At 65.0% G+C, this 20,994-nt stretch carries 22 protein-coding genes and 1 other RNA gene; 17 read left to right on the forward strand and 6 right to left on the reverse strand.

Annotation, left to right across the window (positions count from 1 at the left end):
- Positions 1 to 21 precede the first annotated feature (21 nt).
- Entirely contained in the window at positions 22 to 567 is a 546-nt protein-coding gene (locus tag CH274_RS06100; RefSeq protein WP_094648135.1) for a GNAT family N-acetyltransferase, read from the forward strand.
- Here CH274_RS06100 and CH274_RS06105 read toward each other — a convergent pair.
- The 4 genes from CH274_RS06105 to CH274_RS06120 form a co-directional block, all read right to left on the reverse strand.
- Positions 540 to 1,835, reverse strand: coding sequence for an RNA polymerase sigma factor (locus tag CH274_RS06105; protein WP_094656971.1), 1,296 nt, complete (start codon positions 1,833 to 1,835; stop codon positions 540 to 542). The genes CH274_RS06100 and CH274_RS06105 overlap by 28 nt on opposite strands.
- Positions 1,836 to 1,851: 16 nt before the next feature.
- Entirely contained in the window at positions 1,852 to 2,196 is a 345-nt protein-coding gene (locus CH274_RS06110; RefSeq protein WP_045195714.1) for a YciI family protein, read from the reverse strand.
- A 185-nt stretch (positions 2,197 to 2,381) separates the two neighbouring features.
- A complete protein-coding gene (locus tag CH274_RS06115) occupies positions 2,382 to 3,602 on the reverse strand; it encodes an acyl-CoA dehydrogenase family protein (RefSeq protein ID WP_032397698.1) in 1,221 nt (406 codons plus the stop codon).
- Between the two features lie 45 nt (positions 3,603 to 3,647).
- On the reverse strand, positions 3,648 to 5,057 hold the full coding sequence (locus tag CH274_RS06120; protein WP_094629880.1) for an acyl-CoA dehydrogenase family protein: 1,410 nt from the start codon (positions 5,055 to 5,057) through the stop codon (positions 3,648 to 3,650).
- Positions 5,058 to 5,200: 143 nt separating this feature from the next.
- On the opposite strand from CH274_RS06120, the gene CH274_RS06125 reads away from it, so the two are divergent.
- Positions 5,201 to 5,569 carry a DUF1304 domain-containing protein gene (locus tag CH274_RS06125; RefSeq protein WP_094648191.1) on the forward strand — a complete coding sequence of 123 codons (369 nt, stop codon included), beginning with the start codon at positions 5,201 to 5,203 and terminating at the stop codon, positions 5,567 to 5,569.
- Between the two features lie 7 nt (positions 5,570 to 5,576).
- On the opposite strand, the gene hisN is transcribed toward CH274_RS06125, so the two are convergent.
- Together hisN and CH274_RS06135 are read right to left on the reverse strand one after the other, a co-directional pair.
- Entirely contained in the window at positions 5,577 to 6,368 is a 792-nt protein-coding gene (gene hisN, locus CH274_RS06130) for a histidinol-phosphatase (RefSeq protein ID WP_094629872.1), read from the reverse strand.
- A gap of 58 nt (positions 6,369 to 6,426) precedes the next feature.
- Positions 6,427 to 6,918, reverse strand: coding sequence for a beta-class carbonic anhydrase (locus CH274_RS06135; RefSeq protein WP_094629871.1), 492 nt, complete (start codon positions 6,916 to 6,918; stop codon positions 6,427 to 6,429).
- Between the two features lie 224 nt (positions 6,919 to 7,142).
- Here CH274_RS06135 and prfB point away from each other — a divergent pair, with 224 nt between their 5' ends.
- From prfB to CH274_RS06210, 15 genes are all read left to right on the forward strand, one after another.
- Positions 7,143 to 8,255, forward strand: coding sequence for a peptide chain release factor 2 (gene prfB / locus CH274_RS06140; RefSeq protein WP_032398321.1), 1,113 nt, complete (start codon positions 7,143 to 7,145; stop codon positions 8,253 to 8,255).
- 38 nt (positions 8,256 to 8,293) lie between these two features.
- Positions 8,294 to 9,193 carry a mechanosensitive ion channel family protein gene (locus tag CH274_RS06145; protein WP_094656972.1) on the forward strand — a complete coding sequence of 300 codons (900 nt, stop codon included), beginning with the start codon at positions 8,294 to 8,296 and terminating at the stop codon, positions 9,191 to 9,193.
- Positions 9,190 to 9,636 (forward strand): hypothetical protein, encoded by a 447-nt coding sequence (locus CH274_RS06150; protein WP_094656973.1) that lies wholly within the window; start codon positions 9,190 to 9,192, stop codon positions 9,634 to 9,636. Before CH274_RS06145 ends, CH274_RS06150 begins: the two co-directional genes overlap by 4 nt.
- 86 nt (positions 9,637 to 9,722) lie before the next feature.
- The gene (gene ftsE / locus CH274_RS06155; RefSeq protein WP_027496574.1) at positions 9,723 to 10,412 is read left to right on the forward strand and encodes a cell division ATP-binding protein FtsE; all 690 of its coding nucleotides are present in this window, start codon (positions 9,723 to 9,725) and stop codon (positions 10,410 to 10,412) included.
- 66 nt (positions 10,413 to 10,478) lie between these two features.
- Positions 10,479 to 11,384, forward strand: a complete 906-nt coding sequence (ftsX, locus tag CH274_RS06160) for a permease-like cell division protein FtsX (protein ID WP_094629868.1) — start codon at positions 10,479 to 10,481, stop codon at positions 11,382 to 11,384.
- Between the two features lie 83 nt (positions 11,385 to 11,467).
- Positions 11,468 to 11,941 (forward strand): SsrA-binding protein SmpB, encoded by a 474-nt coding sequence (gene smpB, locus CH274_RS06165; protein WP_032397704.1) that lies wholly within the window; start codon positions 11,468 to 11,470, stop codon positions 11,939 to 11,941.
- Positions 11,942 to 11,949: 8 nt separating this feature from the next.
- Complete coding sequence (locus tag CH274_RS06170) at positions 11,950 to 12,804, forward strand: DMT family transporter (protein ID WP_094629867.1); 855 nt, start codon at positions 11,950 to 11,952, stop codon at positions 12,802 to 12,804.
- A gap of 31 nt (positions 12,805 to 12,835) precedes the next feature.
- On the forward strand, positions 12,836 to 14,287 hold the full coding sequence (locus CH274_RS06175; protein ID WP_254924073.1) for an SDR family NAD(P)-dependent oxidoreductase: 1,452 nt from the start codon (positions 12,836 to 12,838) through the stop codon (positions 14,285 to 14,287).
- Between the two features lie 65 nt (positions 14,288 to 14,352).
- Positions 14,353 to 14,723, forward strand: a transfer-messenger RNA (tmRNA) gene (gene ssrA / locus CH274_RS06180).
- A 115-nt stretch (positions 14,724 to 14,838) separates the two neighbouring features.
- The gene (locus tag CH274_RS06185) at positions 14,839 to 15,534 is read left to right on the forward strand and encodes an alpha/beta hydrolase family protein (RefSeq protein WP_256993489.1); all 696 of its coding nucleotides are present in this window, start codon (positions 14,839 to 14,841) and stop codon (positions 15,532 to 15,534) included.
- Positions 15,513 to 16,802 carry an NAD(P)/FAD-dependent oxidoreductase gene (locus CH274_RS06190; RefSeq protein WP_373453539.1) on the forward strand — a complete coding sequence of 430 codons (1,290 nt, stop codon included), beginning with the start codon at positions 15,513 to 15,515 and terminating at the stop codon, positions 16,800 to 16,802. The genes CH274_RS06185 and CH274_RS06190 overlap by 22 nt, the downstream gene beginning before the upstream one ends.
- Positions 16,793 to 17,572 carry a DUF1365 domain-containing protein gene (locus tag CH274_RS06195; protein ID WP_094648130.1) on the forward strand — a complete coding sequence of 260 codons (780 nt, stop codon included), beginning with the start codon at positions 16,793 to 16,795 and terminating at the stop codon, positions 17,570 to 17,572. Before CH274_RS06190 ends, CH274_RS06195 begins: the two co-directional genes overlap by 10 nt.
- Positions 17,569 to 18,870: an SAM-dependent methyltransferase gene (locus tag CH274_RS06200; RefSeq protein ID WP_094656975.1), complete on the forward strand. Its 1,302-nt coding sequence runs from the start codon at positions 17,569 to 17,571 to the stop codon at positions 18,868 to 18,870. The genes CH274_RS06195 and CH274_RS06200 overlap by 4 nt, the downstream gene beginning before the upstream one ends.
- On the forward strand, positions 18,867 to 20,192 hold the full coding sequence (locus CH274_RS06205) for an SAM-dependent methyltransferase (protein ID WP_094656976.1): 1,326 nt from the start codon (positions 18,867 to 18,869) through the stop codon (positions 20,190 to 20,192). The genes CH274_RS06200 and CH274_RS06205 overlap by 4 nt, the downstream gene beginning before the upstream one ends.
- Complete coding sequence (locus tag CH274_RS06210; protein WP_094657233.1) at positions 20,180 to 20,980, forward strand: DUF1295 domain-containing protein; 801 nt, start codon at positions 20,180 to 20,182, stop codon at positions 20,978 to 20,980. Before CH274_RS06205 ends, CH274_RS06210 begins: the two co-directional genes overlap by 13 nt.
- Positions 20,981 to 20,994 lie beyond the last annotated feature (14 nt).

A 20,994-nucleotide genomic window follows, 5' to 3' on the forward strand; every position in this document is an offset into this window, starting at 1 on the left:
CCTCCCCGTAGGATCCGGCGTGTGCGAATACGAACCTCGCGTCTCGACCTCGACGAGCCGGCCGTCGCCGATCTCGATGAGTTGTACGCGATCTGCAGCGACCCGCAGTCGTGGACCCACTTTCCGAGCCTGCGGCACACCGATCCCGGCGTGACCGAACGAATGGTGCAGGGCTGGTCGGAGCAGTGGCGGCGGGATGGATTGTCCACCTGGATGATTCGTGAGCGCGGCAGCCACACGCTCAGTGGCTACGGCGGATGTTCGAAGCGCCGCAACGCCTTCTGGAATCTCGGCTATCGCCTCCATCCCGACGCGCAGGGCAACGGGTATGCCGCGGAGATGTGTGAGATCGCAGTCGAGTGCGCGCACCGAACCGAGCCCGAACTGCCGATCGTGGCATACCTGCTCGAACACAATGTCGCGTCGGCGCGGGTGGCCGAACGCGCAGGCCTGGAGTTGATCACCCGCGGACCCGACGTCGGCAATCCGGATGTCGACGCAATTCGCGTGGTGTACGCGGACCGTGCGTTGACGGCAGATCAGGTGGGCGCGGTTCTGTCGGCCTGACCGCGGCAGGTGCTCACTTCCGTGAGCCGACGTCGGAGCAGGCGTTTCTCCGGTGCGGTTCGGGCGAAATCCAACGCACGGCGATACTGCACCGCCGCCTCCTCGAACCTGTCGAGTCGTTGCAGCAGATCGGCTCTCGCCATGGGATACGGATGATATCGGCGCAACGACGCCTCGTCGGCAAGCCGGTCGAGCTCGCGCAGACCGGGCTCGGGACCGTCGCGCATCGCCAGTGCGACAGCCCTGTTCATCGCGACAATCGCATTCGGTGTCCGTGTCATGAGCACGTCGTACAGCGCAACGATCTGGGGCCAGTCCGTGTTGTCGGTGTCGGGTGATTCTGCATGCAGCGCAGCGATGGCCGCCTGCACGGCGTACGGACCGCCCCGGCCGCCGCTGAGGGCCTCGACCACGAGTTCCGTCCCTTCGGCGATGATCTCGGCGTTCCAGAGTCCACGGTCCTGATCTGCCAACAGCACGATGTCACCATCCGAGTCGGTGCGAGCGTCGCGTCTGGCGTCGATGAGCAGCATCAACGCCAGCAGGCCTGCCACCTCGGGCTCGGTCGGCAGTGCGGTGTGGAGAAGTCGTCCCATACCGATGGCTTCCGAGACGAGATCGACTCGCCCGACACTCTCACCCGAGGTCGCCGAATAGCCCTCGGTGAAGATCGAATAGACCACCTCGAGCACCATCGGCACCCTGCCTGCCAGCTCGTCCGGGCCCGGGAGGCGAAACGGAATCCGTGCGGCCCGAATCTTGTTCTTGGCCCGCACAATTCGCTGCGCCGCCGTGGCCGGAGGGATGAGCAGCGCACGGGCCACCTCGCCGGTACCGAGACCGGCCAGGCATCGAAGCGTCAACGCGAGTCGGTCACCGGCCGCAAGCGCCGGGTGTGCACACGTGAAGAACAACTGCAGCCGGTCGTCGGGCAGAGCATCGTCGAGCGAATTCGGGCTGCTCGGTTCGCTGCGATCCGTATCCGCCTGCAACACTCCGACCTTGGCGGCCAGGCTCTGATCGCGGCGCAGCCGATCGACCGCCTTCCGGCGGGCAGTGGTGAGTAGCCACGCCCCCGGCCGTGACGGGACGCCATCGACCGGCCAGTGTTTGAGGGCCGACTCGATGGCGTCCGAGGTCACTTCCTCGGCGAGGTCGAGGTCGCGGTACCGCTGTACCAACGAGGCGAGCAGAATCGAGCGCTCGGCTCGGAAGACCGATTCGAGCGCTCGATGAACCCCCGACTCGTTCACCGAGGAATCCTGCATGGCGGGACTGCGCCGGTCAGAATTCTGCAAGGGGCCGCACGATCACCGCGCCGCCGTCCTTGGAGCCCGGGCATCGGGCCGCCCACTCGAGTGCCGCGTCCAGGTCGGGGACGTCGATCACGTCGTAGCCGCCGAGAACCTCGTGCGACTCGGCGTACGGGCCGTCGGTGACGGTCCGTTCCTCGGTGCGCGGGTCGACGCGCACCGCGGTGGCGGTCGTCAGATCGGCCATGGCGTACCCGGAGACGAAGACGCCGGCTTCCTTCATCTCTTTCTCGTAGGTCATCCAGTCCTCGACACTGCTGCAGCCCGGTGCTGCTCCGGGCGTGGTGTCGGCGTTGATCAAGAGGATGTACTTCATGGTGCGCTCCTGGGTTCGGTACCTCGTTGTCGCGGCGCGAGTCGCCGTTCACGATGACGACGTCCGGCAGACCACGATATCGACACCGTCCCGGAATTTTTCTTTCCGACGCACGAAAAACGGCATCGGACGCGGGGTCCGATGCCGTTTCGCGGCGACATCTCGGCTCGACGACGAGCCAGGTATCACTTCAGTTCTGCGGACGACTTCCCGAGTACTCGACGAGCAACGATCAGCTGTTGGATCTGCTGAGTTCCCTCGAAGATGTCGAGAATCTTGGAGTCGCGGCTCCACTTCTCGAGCAGCGGGCGCTCGGAGTAGCCGTAGGTACCGGCGAGTTCCACTGCCTTGAGGGTGATGTCGACTGCCGAGCGGCCCGCCTTGGCCTTCGACATCGATGCCTGCAGCGAGTTGGGCTCCTTGTTGTCGGCCATCCACGCTGCCCGCAGTGCGAGCAGATGTGCTGCTTCCCAGTCCGCTTCGAGGCGGAGGAACTCTGCGGCCGCCGCGTGCTGGTTGTAGGCGGGTGTCTCGTACGAGATGTCGACTCCGGCATCGACCAGGATCGATCGCAGCTCTTCGAGTGCCGCCCGCGCCACACCGATGGCCATACCGGCCACCAGGGGGCGGGTGTTGTCGAAGGTCTGCATGACGCCTGCGAAGCCCTTTTCGACGTTCACCTCGGCGGTGCCGAGCAAATTGTCCTTCGGGATGCGGCAATCCTCGAGCAGCAGCGCAGCGGTGTCGGACGCCTTGATGCCCAACTTGTGCTCGAGACGTGCAACCGACAGGCCCGGTGCGTCACGCGGAACGACGAACGACTTGATGGCCGCGCGGCCGAGCGACTTGTCGACCGTCGCCCATACGACGATGTGGGTGGAACGCTCACCGGCGGTGACGTAGATCTTCTCGCCGTTGAGTACCCACTCGTCACCGTCGAGGACGGCGGTGGTGGTCACCGCTGCGGAGTCCGAGCCGAAGCTGGGCTCGGTGATGGCCATCGAGGCCCACACCTTGCCGAAGCGCTCGAGCTGCTCGTCGGTGGACACCGCTGCGATGGCCGAGTTACCCAGGCCCTGGTAGGGGATCGACAGCGTCAGGCCGACGTCGCCCCAGCAGGTCTCGATCACGTTCACCAGGGCAGACATGTTGCCGCCGTTGGCGTTCGCGGTCTTGCTGGGCTTGGCCGACTCGCTGTCCTTCTCGCGGCCACCGGCGGCTCCGCCGATTTCGCCACCGGCGTCGGACATGCCTTCGACCATCGACGCCATGGTGTCGAGCTCGACCGGGTACTCGTGCTCGGCGAGGTCGTACTTGCGGGAAATCGGGCGGAAGATCTCGGCAGCGACCTGGTGAGCCTGATTCGCCTGCGCCCGAAGCTTCTTGGGAAGTTCAAGATTGATCATGGTGTGTGTCCTTGGGTGAGTGCCATGGAATTCGGGGGCGGACGGCTAGATGAGAACGATGCCTTCGGCGACGCCGACGGATCGCAGATCGCGGTACCACCGCTCCACCGGGTGCTCCTTGGTGAAGCCGTGACCGCCGAGCAACTGAACGCCATCGGAACCGATCTGCATGCCCTTCTCGGAGGCGAGTCGACGCGCGAGCGCCGATTCGCGGGCGAACGACAGTCCCTGCTCGGCCCGCGAAGCGCCGCGCAGCGTCACCAACCGCATGCCGTCGAGCTCGATGGCGATGTTGGCGACCATGAAGGCCACGGCCTGGCGGTTGCTGATCGGCTCGCCGAAGGCCACACGCTCGTTCACGTAGGGGACGACGTAGTCCAGCACGGCCTGGCTCGTACCGACGGCCAGCGACGCCCAGCCCAGTCGTGCGAGACCGATGGCAGCGCTGTATTCGGCGGCCCGCTGGTCCGCGTCACCGTCACCGAGCAATGCCGACTCGGGAACTGCGACGTCGGTCAGGATCAGGCGACCGAGTCCGGCAGCACGCAGTCCCATGCTCGGATCGGCCTCGACGACGAGACCCTTCGAGTCGGACTCGACGATGAAGAATGCCGGGCGGCCTTCGAGTTCTGCGGCGATGACGAACAGCTCGGAGCTGCCTGCAGCAGGCACCAGGCTCTTGACGCCGTTGAGCTTGTAGCCGCTGGGGGAGCGAACGGCCTTGGTCTGCAACGCATACGGATCGAAGAGCGCGCGGGGCTCGTTGACGACCACCGCAGCGTTCGGAACCTTCTCGCCCACGAACGCGGGCAGGTAGGTCTTCTGCTGTGCGTCCGTTCCCCATTGGGTCAGCGCGACGGCAACGCCGGAGGGGGCGAGGATGGGCAGGGCCAGGCCCATGTCGCCGTGCGCCAGCGCCTCGGCGACGAGCGAGTTGGTGACGGCCCCGCGCTCGGTGGCAGCGCCGTCGAGCTCCTCGGGAACGTTGATGAGGGTGATGCCGAGTTCGGCGGAGCGACGCACGAGGTCCTCGGGCGAGGACGCGTTGTGGTCTGCATCGAATGCGGCAGGCCGGAGGATTTCCTCGGCGAACTCCTTGACCGTCTCGACGATCATGCGCTGCTCGTCGTCGGGCGTCAGGTCGAAGTAGCTCAGGTTCTTGGCGGCACCGTCGTCGAGACGCTTGGGCTTACCGCCACCGGTGACCTTGGCGAACGTGCGATTTGCCGCGCCGAGAGTCTTGAACCCGGTCTTGGTGCTCTCGTACGTCACCCGGTCGATCGTCTGACGAAGGTTGTACTTCTCCGCCAGTTCGGATCCGGTGATGGCGGTCAGAACGCGCATCGCGGTTCCGATCGCATCCCTCTTGAACGGGTTGAGGCCAACCGCAGAAGTATCGCGGGGCACCTTGGGGGCCTTCGCGTCGACCACACTGTCTTGCTTGCTCATGATCACCAGTTCCTCGGCGTCGGTCACGGACTCCACAGATCTTACTCCCGAGTAAGATAGCTGTCTACTATCGAGTAAGTTCACGCACCGAGCCGAGTCGTTGCCGAGTGCATCACGCCAGGCCGGGCTGGATGTGGCACGCTGATCCGGTGCATCCGATCGCCCAGGTTTTCGCCGGCCTCGCCGCGGCCCTCCACGTCGTCATCTTCGTCATGGAGAGCGTGGCCTGGTCCAGGCCCGCAGTATGGTCGCGTTTCGGCGTCGCCAGTCAGCACGACGCCGACGTCGTCAAACCGATGGCCTTCAACCAGGGCTTCTACAACCTGTTCCTGGCCATCGGCATCGTGGTCGGCCTCGTCGTGGGCGGCTCCGCGGGCGACGCCGTCGTGTACTTCGCCTGCGCGAGTATCGTCGGCGCGGCACTCGTGCTCGCGACCGGTGGCGCGAAGTACTTTCGAGCGGCGTTCGTTCAGGGCATCACACCGCTGATCGCGCTGGTTGTGGCTGCAGTTCTCTAGGCGAGTGTCAGGCCCGAGGGGACAGGTGCTCGAGGACCGCGTGCTGCAGTAGGCCGTTGGTGGCCACGGCACTGCCACCGTGTGGGCCCGCGGTGCCGTCGAGCGCGGTGAACTCGCCGCCTGCCTCGCGCACCAGGACATCGAGCGCGGCCAGGTCCCACAGTGAGACCTCGGGTTCGGCGGCGATGTCGACTGCCCCCTCGGCGACCAGGCAGTACGAGAAGAAGTCGCCGTAGCCGCGCACCCGCCACACGGCGTCGGTCAGATCGAGGAACCGATCCCTGGTACCCAGATCCGCCCAGCCGGACAGGCTGGAGAAGCTCAGACTCGACGACGCCAACGAATCGACCTTCGAGACCTCGATCCGGCGCGGGGTACCGCCGTCCGATGCCGTCCAGGCCCCCTGATCGAGTGCGGCCCACCAGCGTCGGTTCAGGGCAGGTGCGCTGACGACTCCTACCCGCGGTACGCCGTCGTCGAGCAGGGCGATGAGGGTCGCCCAGACGGGCACGCCGCGGACGAAGTTCTTGGTGCCGTCGATGGGATCCACCACCCACTGGCGGCCGCTGAATGTCGCAGTACCGCCGAACTCCTCGCCCAGCAATGCGTCGGTGGGGCGCTGCGCACCCAGCGAGTTGCGGATTGCTGTCTCGACGGCCAGATCCGCGTCGGACACCGGGGTGAGATCCGGCTTGGAATCGACCGACAGGTCCATGGCGAGAAATCGTCGGCGTGTGATGGCGTCCGCCTCGTCGGCGAGAGTGAGGGCGAGAGCAAGATCGGAGGAGTAATCGGTCACGGGAGAAGACTATCGCCGCGCACGGGCTGCTCGTACGCGGCGACATGGGTGGTCGGGCCTATTCGGTGACTTCGTTCAGCTTTCCGGTTGCGACGTCGAAGACGAAGCCTCGAACGGATTCGTGCTTCGTGACGAACGGGCTCTGCTCGATGCGGGCGAGCGACTGGCGAACATCGCGGTCCAAGTCGGTGAACGACTCGGCAGCCCAGTGTGGCTTGATGCCCGTCTCGTCCTGTAGGTCTTTCTTGAACTCGTCGTCGGTGAAGGTGAGCATGCCGCAGTCGGTGTGATGGATCAGGATGATCTCTTTCGTGCCGAGTAGACGCTGACTGATGGCCAGTGAGCGAATCTCGTCGTCGGTGATGACACCGCCCGCATTGCGGATCACGTGTGCTTCGCCGTCGTGGAGACCGAGGATGCGGTAGACGTCGAGTCGGGCGTCCATGCACGCCACCACTGCCACGTGCTTCGACGGCGGCAACGGCAGGGGACCGTCGAACGTCGCGGCGTACGCCTTGTTGTTCTCGAGGTACTGGTCGGTGACGGTCATGCGACGCTCCTGTGTACTGCGGGTGTGGCCGGCACCGGGCGGTGGCAGGCATGTCGAGATGCGAATATGTCGATGAGCCGAAAGCTAGCAGTCCACCGATGGCCTGACGAGAGTTGAAATCTGCGCGGTTCGAACCCTCGACGTCGGTGTCCGTTCGGCTCGTGGGGGCCGGGGGAATCGGGGGCGGTCGGGTTCGGGTTCGCGTGCCGGTAACCTTGACTCTCGTGCATCCCGACGTTTCTGCAGACCTGGCCGAGCTCGACACCACTCTGTCCACCGTCGAGTCGGTGCTCGACGTCGAGGAACTGCGGCGACGCATCGACGAACTCGAGCATCAGGCGGCGTCGCCGGACCTGTGGAACGACCAGGAACACGCGCAGCAGGTGACCAGCCAGCTGTCCCATGCGCAGGCCGAGCTTCGCCGCGTCGAAGAACTCAGGCAGCGCCTCGAGGACATGCCGGTTCTGTACGAGCTCGCCGAGGGTGAAGAAGGCGAGGCAGCCGAATCCGCCACCGCCGATGCCGACGCCGAACGCGCCGCGCTCCGGGAGGACATCGCAGCCATGGAAGTGCGGACCCTGCTCTCCGGTGAGTACGACGCACGCGACGCACTGGTCAACATCCGTTCCGGTGCAGGCGGAATCGACGCGGCCGACTGGGCCGAGATGCTCATGCGTATGTACATCCGCTGGGCCGAGAAGCACGGCTACGGCGTCGAGGTCTACGACACGTCCTACGCCGAAGAGGCCGGTATCAAGAGCGCGACGTTCGCGGTCAAGGCTCCGTACACGTACGGCACGTTGTCGGTGGAACAGGGGACGCATCGGCTGGTGCGGATCAGCCCGTTCGACAACCAGGGTCGTCGCCAGACCTCGTTCGCGGAGGTGGAGGTGCTTCCGGTCGTCGAGACCACAGACCACATCGAGATCCCGGAGAACGACATTCGCGTGGACGTGTACCGCTCGTCCGGTCCGGGTGGGCAGTCGGTCAACACCACCGACTCCGCCGTTCGGTTGACGCACATCCCGACGGGGATCGTGGTGACCTGCCAGAACGAGAAGTCCCAGCTGCAGAACAAGGTCTCGGCCATGCGGGTGCTGCAGGCCAAGCTGCTCGAGGTCAAGCGCAAGGAAGAGCGTGCCGAGATGGATGCGCTCAAGGGTGACGGCGGTAGCTCCTGGGGTAACCAGATGCGCTCGTACGTTCTGCACCCGTACCAGATGGTCAAGGATCTGCGTACCGAGTACGAAGTCAACAATCCGTCTACAGTTCTCGACGGGGACATAGACGGATTCCTGGAATCGGGAATTCGTTGGCGAATGCGAGGGGAGCAGTAGATGACCGGTCATCGCGCAGGATCCGCTCCGTCGTTCCGATGACCAGCTGGCTGAACCCGACGCTCGACCTGAAGCTGAACGCCCTCGGGATCGTGCTGTACATCCTGGGCGGAATGCTGGCTGCGCGGTTCGTCACCTGGACCGGGTCCCGCATCACTGCCCGAATCGATCAGAACTACCAGCACAGCGATGCGCTCGTGCGGTCCGAGGCCGCCAAGCATCGGCACGCGCTGGCCCAGGTCATCACCTGGGTCGTGGTCACCCTCATCTACATCCTCGTCACCATCGAAGTGCTGCGTCGCTTCGGATTCGGCGTCGGCGGGCTCGTGGCACCCGCGACGGTCATCGGCGCAGCGCTCGGCTTCGGTGCTCAGCGCGTGGTCCAGGACATTCTGGCCGGGTTCTTCATCATCACCGAACGTCAGTACGGATTCGGTGACGTCGTGCAGATCGCCGTCAACGGTTCTGCCGAGGACGCCGAGGGCACGGTCGAGGACGTGACACTGCGCGTCACCCGGGTCCGCAGCGTCGACGGTGAGGTCATCACCGTGCCGAACGGGCAGATCGTCAAGGCGATCAACCTGTCGAAGGATTGGGCGCGCGCCGTCGTCGACGTTCCCGTGCCGAGCACCGCCGATCTCACCCAGGTGAACGCGCTGCTCCGATCGGTCGGCCGCGACGCGTTCGCAGACGCTCGGTTGCGTCCGCTGTTGCTCGACGAACCGACCGTGATGGGTGTGGAGAGCATCGAGGTGGGACAGGTCAACGTTCGCCTCGTTGCGCGAACATTGCCGGGTAAGCAGTTCCAGGTAGGACGAGAACTTCGAGTCCGAGTGGCCGCCGCGCTGCGACCCGAGGGCATCAGCGTTGCTCCCGACGTCAGTACGGCCGGGGTCGCGCCGGAAGCGTCGGGATTAGATCGGACGGAGGATCGATGAATACGCCCGATACCGGAGCCGAACGGCCGCAGCGGAACTGGCGACAGTGGCGCATTCCGGCCAAGATCAACGGCCGCGTCCGCACGTCCACAGTCGCGTTCGGGATCTGTTTCGTGCTCACCGGTCTGTGGTACGGCCAGGTCAGTGCAGAGATCGCCGAGAGGGACAGCGAACGTATCCAGGGCCCGGTTGCCGTGGACCCGGGCGAACTCACCCCCTACACCCAGCCGCAAGCCGTGGAACCGACCTATTCGAGTACCACCGTCACACCCACCCCGACCGCCACCACCGATCCCGACGGATCGGGAAGCGTCGACGAATCAGGGCAGCCGGCGACCACGACGACCCTGCCGTCGACGACCACCGCGCCGTTCGGTGTCCCGCTGCCACCGGTGATTCAGTCGCTGATACCCAGCCAGCCTGCGCCGACGTCGTCTCGCTGAGGCATCCTTTACCGTCTCTCGGGACTCGCCGCGGTGCTCCCTCGGTTCCGGCGGTTACCGGACGGTAAGGACTACACTGGCGACCCGTGATCAGCACCTCGAATGTCTCCAAGTCTTACAAGACCTCCACCAGGCCTGCCCTGGACAAGGTGACGGTCTCCATCGACAAGGGTGAGTTCGTGTTCCTGATCGGTCCGTCCGGTTCGGGCAAATCGACGTTCATGCGGCTGCTCCTCAAGGAGGAGACGCCCACCTCCGGCGACATCCACGTCGCCGATTTCCACGTCAACCGACTGGCGGCCCGACGCGTCCCCCGGCTGCGGCAGAGCATGGGCTGCGTGTTCCAGGACTTCCGCCTGTTGCAGCAGAAGACGGTGGTGGAGAACGTGGCGTTCGCTCTCGAAGTGATCGGCAAGCCGCGCTCGATGATCAAGCGCACCGTTCCCGAAGTTCTCGACCTGGTGGGACTCGGCGGTAAGTCGGATCGTCTGCCCAACGAGTTGTCCGGTGGAGAACAGCAGCGGGTGGCGATCGCTCGCGCGTTCGTCAATCGTCCACTCGTGCTGCTCGCGGACGAGCCGACCGGAAACCTCGATCCGGACACCAGCCAGGACATCATGCTGCTGCTCGAGCGCATCAACCGCACCGGAACCACGGTGCTGATGGCCACCCACGACAACCACATCGTCGACTCGATGCGCCGACGCGTCGTCGAACTCGACAACGGACGAGTCGTTCGTGACGAGGCCCGCGGGGTCTACGGCGTCGGTCGCTGACGCCGCCGCCGACTCAGGACCGCACAGACGTCACGACCGAACGAATCGAAGGGCTCGGATTCCGCGATGCGCGCAAGTTTCATCTTCAGCGAGGTCCTCACCGGACTTCGCCGCAACATCACCATGACGATCGCCATGATCTTGACGACCGCAATTTCTCTCGGCCTGTTCGGCGGTGGCCTGCTCGTGGTCCAGATGGCGGGGAAGACTCAGCAGATCTTCCTCGATCGGGTGGAGGTGCAGATCTTCCTCACCGACGACATCTCGGCGAGCGACGCCGATTGTGCGCAGGAGACCTGTGCCACCCTGCGATCGGATCTCGAGAACACTCCGTCGGTGGTCTCGGTGCAGTACCTCAATCGTGAGGATGCGGTGAAGGACGCCACCGAACGCGTGTTCAAGGATCAGCCGGAGTTGGCCGAACTGGTCAGTGCCGACAGCTTTCCCGCGTCGTTCAAGGTGCGTCTGAGCGATCCCGAACGGTTCGGGGTCATCAACGACAACTTCGAGAATCGACCGGGCGTGCAGAGCGTTCTCAATCAGCGCGATCTCGTCGAGCGTCTGTTCAGTGTGCTCAACGGCGTGCGCAACGCGGCTTTCGCCATCGCCACGGTGCAGGCGATCGCGGCAATCCTGTTGATCGCCAACATGGTTCAGATCGCTGCGTTCACCAGGCGAACCGAGGTGGGCATCATGCGGTTGGTCGGTGCCACTCGGTGGTACACGCAGTTGCCCTTCCTCCTGGAGGCGGTGGTGGCGGCGTTGATCGGCTCGGCGCTCGCGATCGCCGGCCTGTTCACCGCGAAGAACATGTTCATCGACGACGTTCTGTCGGATGTGTATCAGGCCAACATTCTGGCCCGAATATCGAACAGTGACGTTCTGCTCGTCTCGCCGTTCCTCGCGCTGGTGGGAGTGGGAATGGCTGCGGTGACGGCGTACATCACGCTGCGGTTGTACGTGCGCGAATAAATTCGGTTGCCGTTCGGTTCTATGCTGGAGCGGTTGCCCGTGGAACCGATCCACGCGGCGCATGCTCGAGAAAGGGCCCTGCAGTGAGAGAGAAGGGCCGCAAGGCCATCGCGACCAATCGCAAGGCGCGGCACAACTACTCCATACTCGACGTCCTCGAGGCCGGAGTCGCCCTCGTCGGTACCGAGGTCAAGAGTCTGCGCGACGGTAAGGCCTCACTGGTCGACGCCTTCGCGACCGTCGACGACGGTGAAATCTGGCTGCGCGGGCTGCACATCGCCGAATACACGCTCGGGAGCTGGACCAACCACGCGCCGCGGCGAAACCGCAAACTGCTCCTTCATCGCCGCGAGATCGATCGCCTGGCAAGCAAGGTCAAAGAGGGAAACCTGACGCTGGTGCCGTTGTCGATGTATTTCTCCGACGGCAAGGTCAAGGTCGAGCTGGCACTGGCCAAGGGCAAGCAGGACTACGACAAGAGACAGTCGCTGGCCAAGCGCACCGCCGAACGCGAGGTCACTCGCGAGCTCGGTCGTCGCGTGAAGGGAATGCGCTGACCGCTGTACTGCTCGCCCTGGTAGCCGCCGTCGGCTACGGAGTGAGCGATTTCGTCGGCGGAGTCGCATCCCGCCGAGTCGCCGCCCTCCGGGTGGTCATCGTGTCGTACCCCCTGTCGCTGTTGATCGTGCTGCTCGTCGCACCGTTCGTCGGCGGCACGATCGAGCTCCCGGCGATGCTCTGGGGGCTGGCATCGGGTGTCGCCGGTGGCGTTGCGGTGTGGTGGTTCTACCTGGCCCTCGCTGCCGGGCCGATGGCCGTGGTCTCACCGGTCACCGCCGTCCTGGTCGCCGGGATCCCGGTCCTGGTGGGGCTGTCCATGGGTGAGCGTCCGGGAATCATCGCGTTCGTCGGTATCGCCGTAGCACTGGTGGCCGTGGTGCTGGTGAGCAGAGAATCCCCGGACGAGGTGACCGGCGAGGTGGCCGGCGGACGCGAGATGAAGTTCACCCGAACGGTCGCCTGGTTGACGGTCGGTTCGGGGGTGACGTTCGCTTTCGCGTTCATCTTTCTGCACCGGATCGGCGACGGCAGCGGGCTGTGGCCGCTGGCGGCATCGCGCGCGTCCGCGACCGCGGTGGTCTGGATCGTGGCCCTCGCTTCCGGTCACTTCGCACCGCCGCACGGCAGCGTGCTCAAACTCGCGGCCTTCGTCAGCGTGCTCGACGTCGTCGCCAACGCTGCGATGATCTACGCCTATCAGGGTGGTCTGCTCTCCTTGGTCAGTGTCATCGCGTCGCTGTATCCGGCGGCGACGGTACTGCTGGCGATGGTGATGCTCGGCGAGCGAGTGGGAATGTTGCAGAAGATCGGAATGGCGTTGGCGCTCGGTGCGATCGCGATGATCGCGCTCTCTGGTTGAACCGCACCGCCCGGGGGTAATGACTCCGGTTATGACAGCTTTCGACTCTGCCTCCGACACCGCCGCGCCCGAGAAGTCGCCGCGCGTCCTCGTCACCGGTGCCACGGGATATCTGGGCGGTCGGCTGGCCCCGCGACTGCTCGACGAGGGGTACACGGTCCGCGTGCTGGCACGCACGCCCGCCAAGCTCGACTCCGTGCCGTGGGCGACCGATGTCGAGATCGTGCAAGGCGATCTGAGCGATCGGGAATCGTTGAAGGAAGCGCTCAGCGGAGTCGACGTCATGTATTACCTGGTGCACTCGATGGGCACCGCAGGGCACTCGGATTTCGCCGACACCGAACGCGACAGCGCCGAGAACGTCGCGGCCGTGGCGGCGGAATGCGGTGTGGGGCGCATCGTCTACCTCGGCGGGTTGCATCCGCCGACCGGTGAACTCTCGCCGCACCTGAAGTCGCGTGCCGAGGTGGGACGCATTCTGATCGACTCGGGAGTCCCGACGATCGTTCTGCAGGCCGGTGTTGTGATCGGATCCGGCTCGGCGTCGTTCGAGATGATCCGGCACCTCACCAATCGGCTTCCGGTGATGACCACACCGCGGTGGGTACACAATCGCATCCAGCCCATCGCTGTGCGGGACGTGTTGCACTACCTGATCGGGGCCGCGAGTGCGCCCATCACCGAATCCAGGACATTCGACATCGGCGGTCCCGATGTCATGCAGTACGGCGAGATGATGAACATCTATGCCGACGTCGCGGGTCTGCGGCAGCGTCGGATCATCGTGCTCCCGGTGTTGACTCCGCGACTGGCCGGTCACTGGATCGGGCTGGTGACTCCCATTCCGCGCGGGCTGGCGATGCCGCTCATCGAATCACTGCAATACGACGCCATCGGTCACGAGATGGACATCGATGCCGTCGTCCCGCGCCCGGAGGACGGCCTGACCGGCTACCGCGATTCCGTGAGATTGGCGCTGCGCAAGATCGACGACGGCGAGGTGGAGACTCGGTGGACAGATGCCACCGGTACCGCGGCACCGTCGGATCCGTTGCCTTCGGATCCGACCTGGGCAGGCGAGGTCGTCTACACCGACACCCGGGTCGCCCGCAGTGCAGCGCAGTCGACCGCGATCAGGCCCGCACTCGAACGATTGGCCGACGCCGACGTTCTCACCGGCTGGCATCGCGACGTCACCGGACCCGACGCATCCGCGTCGGGCACCGAGCACACCACGCGGCTCAAGTCCTCCACACGACTTCCCGGCGAGGCCTGGCTGGACCTGACGGTCGGGGGAACTGCGAAGCAGCCGACGATCGAGCAGCGGTTGGTGTTCTTCCCTCGTGGACTGGCCGGCCGAGCGGTCTGGTACGCCTCGCTGCCCGTACGCCTGGTGATGGCCCGTCGGATGCTGCGCACGGTGGTGCAACGAGTCGACGCCGACGCTGCCTCGAATTCTGCGGATCGCCGAGTCGGCCGTTAATGGAATGAATGTGTCCGGGGGAGGCGTTACACTGAACAGCCCGGACACGGTGTTCGGGAACATACGGGGCTGAACGGTTTCGACTTTGTATGTTGAGTCAGGGGAAGCGTGTCGGTGCAGGCGAGAGACCACCGTAAGCGTCATCGCAACCTTATAAGCGCCGATTCCAATCAGCGCGACTACGCACTCGCTGCCTAAGTAGCGACTGCGTGTCTGTCAGTCCGGGCTTGCCCTCGGCCCGGGTACTGGCATCAGCTAGAGGGCTCACCGATTCATCCGGCCGCGGGATGATGAGGAACATCAAACAGTGGCTGGGATCGTCATCCTGACTTGTTCGCGAGATCGGGAGATCCAAGTAGAGGCATAGCGGACTGCACACGGAGAAGCCCTGGCAATGCAGCAGAGGACCCGGGTTCGATTCCCGGCAGCTCCACCGACGAAGACCGGGCCGAGAGACACTCTCGGTCCGGTCTTCTTCTTTGTCGGCCAGGTCACAATCGACTCGGTCGAACTCATCCAACCCGAAGCGACCGCGGTGTCGAATAGTGGTCATGAGCAACGAGCCCACTCCAGTTCTGCATACCGGCAGACCGGTGCGCGCGCCGTCACTGGTCGTGCTGGTCCTCGGCGGCGGGAAAGACGTGAGTCGGGCCCGCAGTCGGCCGTGGCACCTGGCCGGTCTGCGCATGTGGACGTTCACCTGGATGCTTCGGCGCGTCGGCCGTACACGCGGCATATCGGTGCAGCAGTTGCAGTACCGGTTCCGGGGCTGGAACGCGCCCGAACGGTCTCCGGTCGAGGATGCCCGATGGGCGCTGAACCGAATTCACGACGAGTACCCGGACGTTCACGTGGTGGTCGTCGGCCATTCGATGGGTGGCCGCACCGCCGCTGCACTGGTCGACGATCCTTCCAGCCCAGGAGTGGAGCCTGCAGGAACGACCCAGAAGATCGTGGGTGTCGTGGCCCTGGCTCCGTGGTGGCCGGAGGGCACGGAGGTCGATGCGTTCGAACCGGGTAGGAAGCTGCTCGTGATGCACGGAACTGCCGACAGGTGGACCGATCCTCGAACGTCCCGCCGGGCGACCGAACGTGCGGCGGCGCGCGGGGTGGACGCTCGCTACCTCTCGGTGCCGGGTGGGCATTTCATGCTGCGCAATCCGCGGGTCTGGTCCAGGGCAACGCGCGACTTCGTTCTCGGTATCGCTGCCGATGCGCCGGCCGACTGCATGGGCAGGCAATCGTGACGCGGCGCCGGGTCGCGGTGGTGGGGAGCGGTGTTGCCGGTCTGACGGCGGCGTACGCGCTCTCGTCGACGTCGTCGGTGACGTTGTACGAGGCGGACTCCCGTCTCGGCGGCCATGCGGACACCCACTACGTGGACGGACCCGATGGCCGCGTCGGCGTCGACACCGGGTTCATCGTGCACAACGACCGGACGTATCCGACGCTGCTTCGACTGTTCGACGAGCTCGAGGTGCCTACTCAGGATTCGGACATGAGCATGTCCGTGCGGTGCGACGGGTGCGGCCTCGAATACTCGGGCGGCCAGGGCATGCGCGGAATCCTCGCGCAACGCACAGCGGTGTTCAAGCCGCGATTCGTCTCGATGCTGCTCGACGTCAAGCGTTTTCATCGCCTGGCCAACGAACTGCTGGACAGTTCCGAACCGGTGGAGTCCGAGACGACTCTCGCGCAGTTTCTCGCAGAGCACTCGTTCTCGGCGTACTTCGAAGCACACTTCATGACGCCGCTGGTGTCCGCGGTGTGGTCGTGCAATCCGGACACTGCTCTCGCGTACCCGGCTCGCTACCTGTTCACCTTCCTTCGGCACCACGGGATGCTCACCGTCACCGGCTCTCCCACCTGGCGCACCGTCACCGGTGGATCCATCGAATACGTTCGCCGGGTTGCTCGGCACATCGACGAGGTGTTGCTCGATACCCCCGTGCACGCGGTCTACAGGTCCGAGGACTGCGTGCAGATCCGAGACGCCCGCGACGACCTGCGTACGTTCGACGCTGCCGTGATCGCGGTGCACCCCGGTGCCGCGCTGAAGATGCTCGCAGAACCGACTGCGCTCGAGCACAGCATCCTGGGAGCGATGCCGTACTCGACCAATCACACGCAACTGCACACAGATTCGTCGGTACTGCCGAAGAACACGAGGGCGCGAGCGTCGTGGAACTATCACCTCCCGTCGTGCGCGGCCAAACCCGACCGGGTGCTGGTCAGCTACGACCTGACCAGGTTGCAACGCCTGGGGGAGACCGATCGCAGAATGCTGGTCACCCTCGGTGGAGCGGATCGTATCGACCCGGGTCGGGTGCTGGACGAGATGACCTACGAACACCCGCAGTACACCCCGGAATCGGTTGCAGCGCAGCGTCGACTTCCCGAATTGGACACCGACACCGTGGCATTCGCCGGTGCCTACCACGGCTGGGGATTTCACGAGGACGGTGCGCTCTCGGGTGCGCGGGCCGCGCAACGGGTGGGTGCCACGTGGCTCTGACGTCCCTTCTGCCGGCCACCCGCGCGCACGGGGCGGCTCTGTATCGCACTCGAATCGACCACGTTCGGCGCGCGCCGATTCGAAACACGTTCTCGTACCGGAGCTACAGCTGGTTCGTCGACCTCGACGCGCTTCCCGAGTTGCCCCGGATACTGCGACCACTGGCCTCGTTCGACTCCCGTGACCACCTCGGTGACCCCGACGCCACTCTTCGCCAGAACGTCGATGCGTTCCTGGCGGAGAACGGTATCGATCTCGGCGGCGGACGGATCACGATGTTGGCGAGCGCACGGGTGTTCGGTCACACCTTCAACCCACTGAGTGTGTACTGGTGTCACGACAACGACGGAGAGCTCCGCTGCGTCGTCGCGGAGGTGCACAACACCTACGGCGAGCGATACCGGTACCTGGTGCACACCGATCATCGCGGCGCGGCCCGTACGACCAAGGAGTTCTACGTCTCTCCGTTCAACGACGTCGACGGCGAATACTCCATGCTGCTACCCGAGCCGGACGCCGCGCTTCGGCTCTCGATCGTCCTCGAACGCGCCGGTCAGCCCCCGTTCGTGGCGACCGTCGACGGCCGTCGACGAGAAGTGACGACGCAGTCGATTCTTCGCACTGCAGTCGAGATCCCGATTGCGCCGCTACGAGTGGTGGTACAGATCCGATGGCAAGGGATTCGGCTCTGGGCGCGGGGGCTGAAGATCGTGCAGAAACCTGCCCCTCCCGGGGCACGAAAATCCCAGAAGCAAGGGGCCAACAGATGACTACTGTGTCGAAATCCAATTCGGTGTCGAACCCGGTCGGTGGTCCGAGCCCGCTGGTCGATCCGCAGGTCTGGCCCCAGATCGCCCATGTTCCCGGTGGTGCAAAGGTTGCGGTGGCCGCACCCGTGGCCGACTTTCTCTTTCGCCGTGCGGTGGCACGCCTGCAGGTTCGGGTCGCGATGCCCGACGGCGAGGTGATCGGTGCCGGTTCGGCCGAGGCACCGTTGATGACCGTCCATCGGCCACACGACTTCGCCGCACGGGTCGGGGACAGCGGACTCATCGGATTCGGTGAGGCATACATGGCCGGTGACTGGGATGCCGAGGACCTCACTGCTGTGCTCGAGGTCTTCGCCCGGCGAATGGCGTCGCTGATTCCCAAGTCGCTGCAGCGACTCCGAGGGCTGTACATCCCGAAACCCCCACGGAGCGAGCGTAATACGACGAAGAACACGCGATCGAACATCTCGCGCCACTACGACTTGTCGAACGATCTCTTCGAGCTCTTCCTCGACGAGACGATGACCTACTCGAGTGCGCTGTTCTCCGAATCGGGGAGCGGAGACGACAGTGCGGAGCTCGCCGACGCTCAGCGCCGCAAGATCGATCGGCTACTCGACCGCGCAGGCGTCGGAGAGGGAACCAGAGTGCTCGAGATCGGCACCGGATGGGGCGAGCTGGCCATTCGTGCGGCCGCTCGCGGTGCGACGGTACGGTCGGTGACACTGTCGACCGAACAGCAGGAGCTGGCGCGTAAGCGCTGTGCCGCTGCCGGTTACGCGGACAGAATCCGGATCGATCTTCTCGACTACCGCTTGGTCGACGGCGAGTACGACGCGATCGTGTCGGTCGAGATGATCGAGGCCGTCGGGCATCAATACTGGGCAACGTATTTCGAGACGATCGACTCGTTGCTCGCGCCGGGTGGGCGAGTTGCCCTGCAGGCCATCACGATGCCGCACGACCGAATGCTGGCTACTCGAAACACGTACACCTGGGTACACAAGTACATCTTTCCCGGCGGGTTCCTGCCGTCGGTGCGAGCCATCGAAGAGGTCACCGAGCAGAGCACCTCGCTTCGGGTACGGGAGCGACTGTCCATGGGTGATCACTATGCGCGAACCCTCGCGCTGTGGGACAGGCGTTTCCGCGAATACCGCAGCGAGGCAGAGCAGCTCGGTTTCGACGAGGTGTTCGCGCGGATGTGGCACTTCTACCTGTGCTACTCGGAGGCCGGGTTTCGATCCGGGTACCTCGATGTTCAACAGATCGTGCTCGACCGAAGGGACAACCGATGACCACCTCGACACTCTCCGTGGACCGGACCGATCGACGAGTCGGTGTTGCGCATCGAATTGCCGAGTTGGTGGAACCCCTGGTGGGTGGTCCACTACCCGTTCGGCTGCAGGCGTGGGACGGATCCGTCGCAGGCGATGCCTCGGCACCGAGGGTGCTGTTGCGCAGTCCGAGCGCTCTTCGGCGATTGCTGTGGAGCCCCGGTGAACTCGGTGCTGCGCAGGCATACGTCACCGGCGAGTTGGACGTCGACGGCGACCTCGCCGCGGCTCTCGATCACGTCTGGGGTGTGGTGCGTGAGCGTCGACTCTCGGCGATCCGTCCGGGGCCGGCCTCGCTACTACGGTTGGCGAAACTGGCCAAGGATCTCGGGGTGTTCGGCCGTCCGCTGCCGCCGCCCGTGTCGCAGGCCTCGGTGAAGGGGCGGCTGCACTCGGTGCTCCGCGACCGCGCTGCGATCAGCCACCACTACGACCTGTCGAACGACTTTTACGAGTTGGTCCTCGATTCGCACATGGCGTACTCGTCGGCGTACTGGACCTCCGATTCGCCGGATTACACCCTCGACGACGCTCAGCGCGACAAACTCGACCTCGTATGTCGAAAGATCGGCCTCGACAAGCGCGTAGGGCAACGCTTTCTCGACGTCGGTTGCGGCTGGGGATCCCTGAGCCTGCACGCGGCACAGGAGTACGGAGCGAAGGTCGTCGGAGTGACGATCTCCCGCGAGCAGAAGGCCTTCATCGACAAGCGCATCGCCGACCGAGGACTGCAGGACCGCGTCGAGATCCGAATCCAGGATTATCGAGAGATTCCGGACGGGCCCTTCGACGCGGTGGCGTCGATCGAGATGGGTGAGCATGTGGGGGAGGCCAATTACCCGACCTACACCGCAGCCCTGCATACCAACGTCAAGCCCGGCGGCCGCGTGCTGATCCAACAGATGTCGCGCAGGGAAGGCGACAACCCCGGCGGCGGAGCATTCATCGAATCGTTCATCGCGCCGGACATGTTTATGCGCCCGGTCGGGCGGACCGTCGCGATGATCGAGGAGGCCGGACTGGAGGTGCGCGACGTCCACGCCCTCCGGGAGCATTACGTGCGGACCGTCGACGTCTGGACCGAGCGCTTCGAGGCACGCTTCGACGACGTGGTGGCGATGGTCGGGGAGGAGGTCGCTCGCGTGTGGCGGCTGTACCTGATCGGCGGTGGAATGGCGTTCCGGGACAACAGGATGGGCGTCGATCAGATTCTGGCGGTCCGGTCCGGGAGCGGACCGTCCGAGATGGAACCGGTTCGACCGGTGTGGGTGTGCCCGCGGTGAACTGGTCCGACTTCCTGACCGTATCGCTGGCGAGCCTCGGCGGTACCGCTGTCCTGATGATCGTCACCGCCCTCATCGGCGCGCGTATCGGACGCCACAACGTCGTGGACGTGACGTGGGGCGGCGGATTCGTTCTGATCGCCCTGATCTCGGCTGCGACCGGAACAGGTGAACTGTGGCGTCGCTTACTACTGCTCGTCCTGGTCGGTGTGTGGGGGCTTCGCCTTGCCGTGCACGTCTTTCGACGCTCGCGCGGGCACGGCGAAGATCCGCGCTACACCGAGATGCTCGCCAAGGCCCCCGGTAACGAAACCCTGTACGCCCTGCGGAAGATCTACCTGACGCAGGCGGTTGCATTGTGGTTCGTGTCCCTGCCGCTGCAGGTATCCGCTGTCGCGCACGGATCCGTTCTGCCGGTCGTCGTGCTCGGAGTACTGGTCTGGATTGTCGGATGGACGTTCGAGGCAGTGGGCGATGCGCAGTTGAAAGCCTTCAAGGCCGACTCCTCGAACAAGGGCCGGATCATGGACCGGGGTCTGTGGGCCTGGACGCGGCACCCCAACTACTTCGGCGACTCGGCGGTCTGGTGGGGACTGTTCCTCGTCTCGGCGTCGGCGTGGCCCGGGGTGTTCACGCTTCTCTCGCCCATCGCGATGACGTACTTCCTGGTGTTCGCCACCGGTGCACGGTTGCTCGAGCGCAGCATGGAGAAGCGACCGGGGTATCGCGAATACCAGCAGCGAACGAGCTATTTCCTCCCGCGGCCACCGAAGCAGCACAGCAAGTAGGTCACGGGTGCGGG

The organism is Rhodococcus sp. 06-418-5 (assembly GCF_002258285.1).
Classification (GTDB): domain Bacteria; phylum Actinomycetota; class Actinomycetes; order Mycobacteriales; family Mycobacteriaceae; genus Rhodococcoides.

Excerpts from the sequence above, each read along its gene's own strand:
- ftsX (WP_094629868.1), top strand. The coding sequence starts at position 10,479 with ATGCGCGCAAGTTTCATCTTCAGCGAGGTCCTCACCGGACTTCGCCGC.
- CH274_RS06200 (WP_094656975.1), top strand. The coding sequence starts at position 17,569 with ATGACTACTGTGTCGAAATCCAATTCGGTGTCGAACCCGGTCGGTGGT.
- CH274_RS06205 (WP_094656976.1), top strand. The coding sequence starts at position 18,867 with ATGACCACCTCGACACTCTCCGTGGACCGGACCGATCGACGAGTCGGT.
- CH274_RS06175 (WP_254924073.1), top strand. The coding sequence starts at position 12,836 with ATGACAGCTTTCGACTCTGCCTCCGACACCGCCGCGCCCGAGAAGTCG.
- CH274_RS06185 (WP_256993489.1), top strand. The coding sequence starts at position 14,839 with ATGAGCAACGAGCCCACTCCAGTTCTGCATACCGGCAGACCGGTGCGC.
- CH274_RS06105 (WP_094656971.1), bottom strand. The coding sequence starts at position 1,835 with ATGCAGGATTCCTCGGTGAACGAGTCGGGGGTTCATCGAGCGCTCGAA.
- CH274_RS06135 (WP_094629871.1), bottom strand. The coding sequence starts at position 6,918 with ATGACCGTCACCGACCAGTACCTCGAGAACAACAAGGCGTACGCCGCG.
- CH274_RS06115 (WP_032397698.1), bottom strand. The coding sequence starts at position 3,602 with ATGATCAATCTTGAACTTCCCAAGAAGCTTCGGGCGCAGGCGAATCAG.
- CH274_RS06110 (WP_045195714.1), bottom strand. The coding sequence starts at position 2,196 with ATGAAGTACATCCTCTTGATCAACGCCGACACCACGCCCGGAGCAGCA.
- CH274_RS06145 (WP_094656972.1), top strand. The coding sequence starts at position 8,294 with ATGACCAGCTGGCTGAACCCGACGCTCGACCTGAAGCTGAACGCCCTC.
- CH274_RS06150 (WP_094656973.1), top strand. The coding sequence starts at position 9,190 with ATGAATACGCCCGATACCGGAGCCGAACGGCCGCAGCGGAACTGGCGA.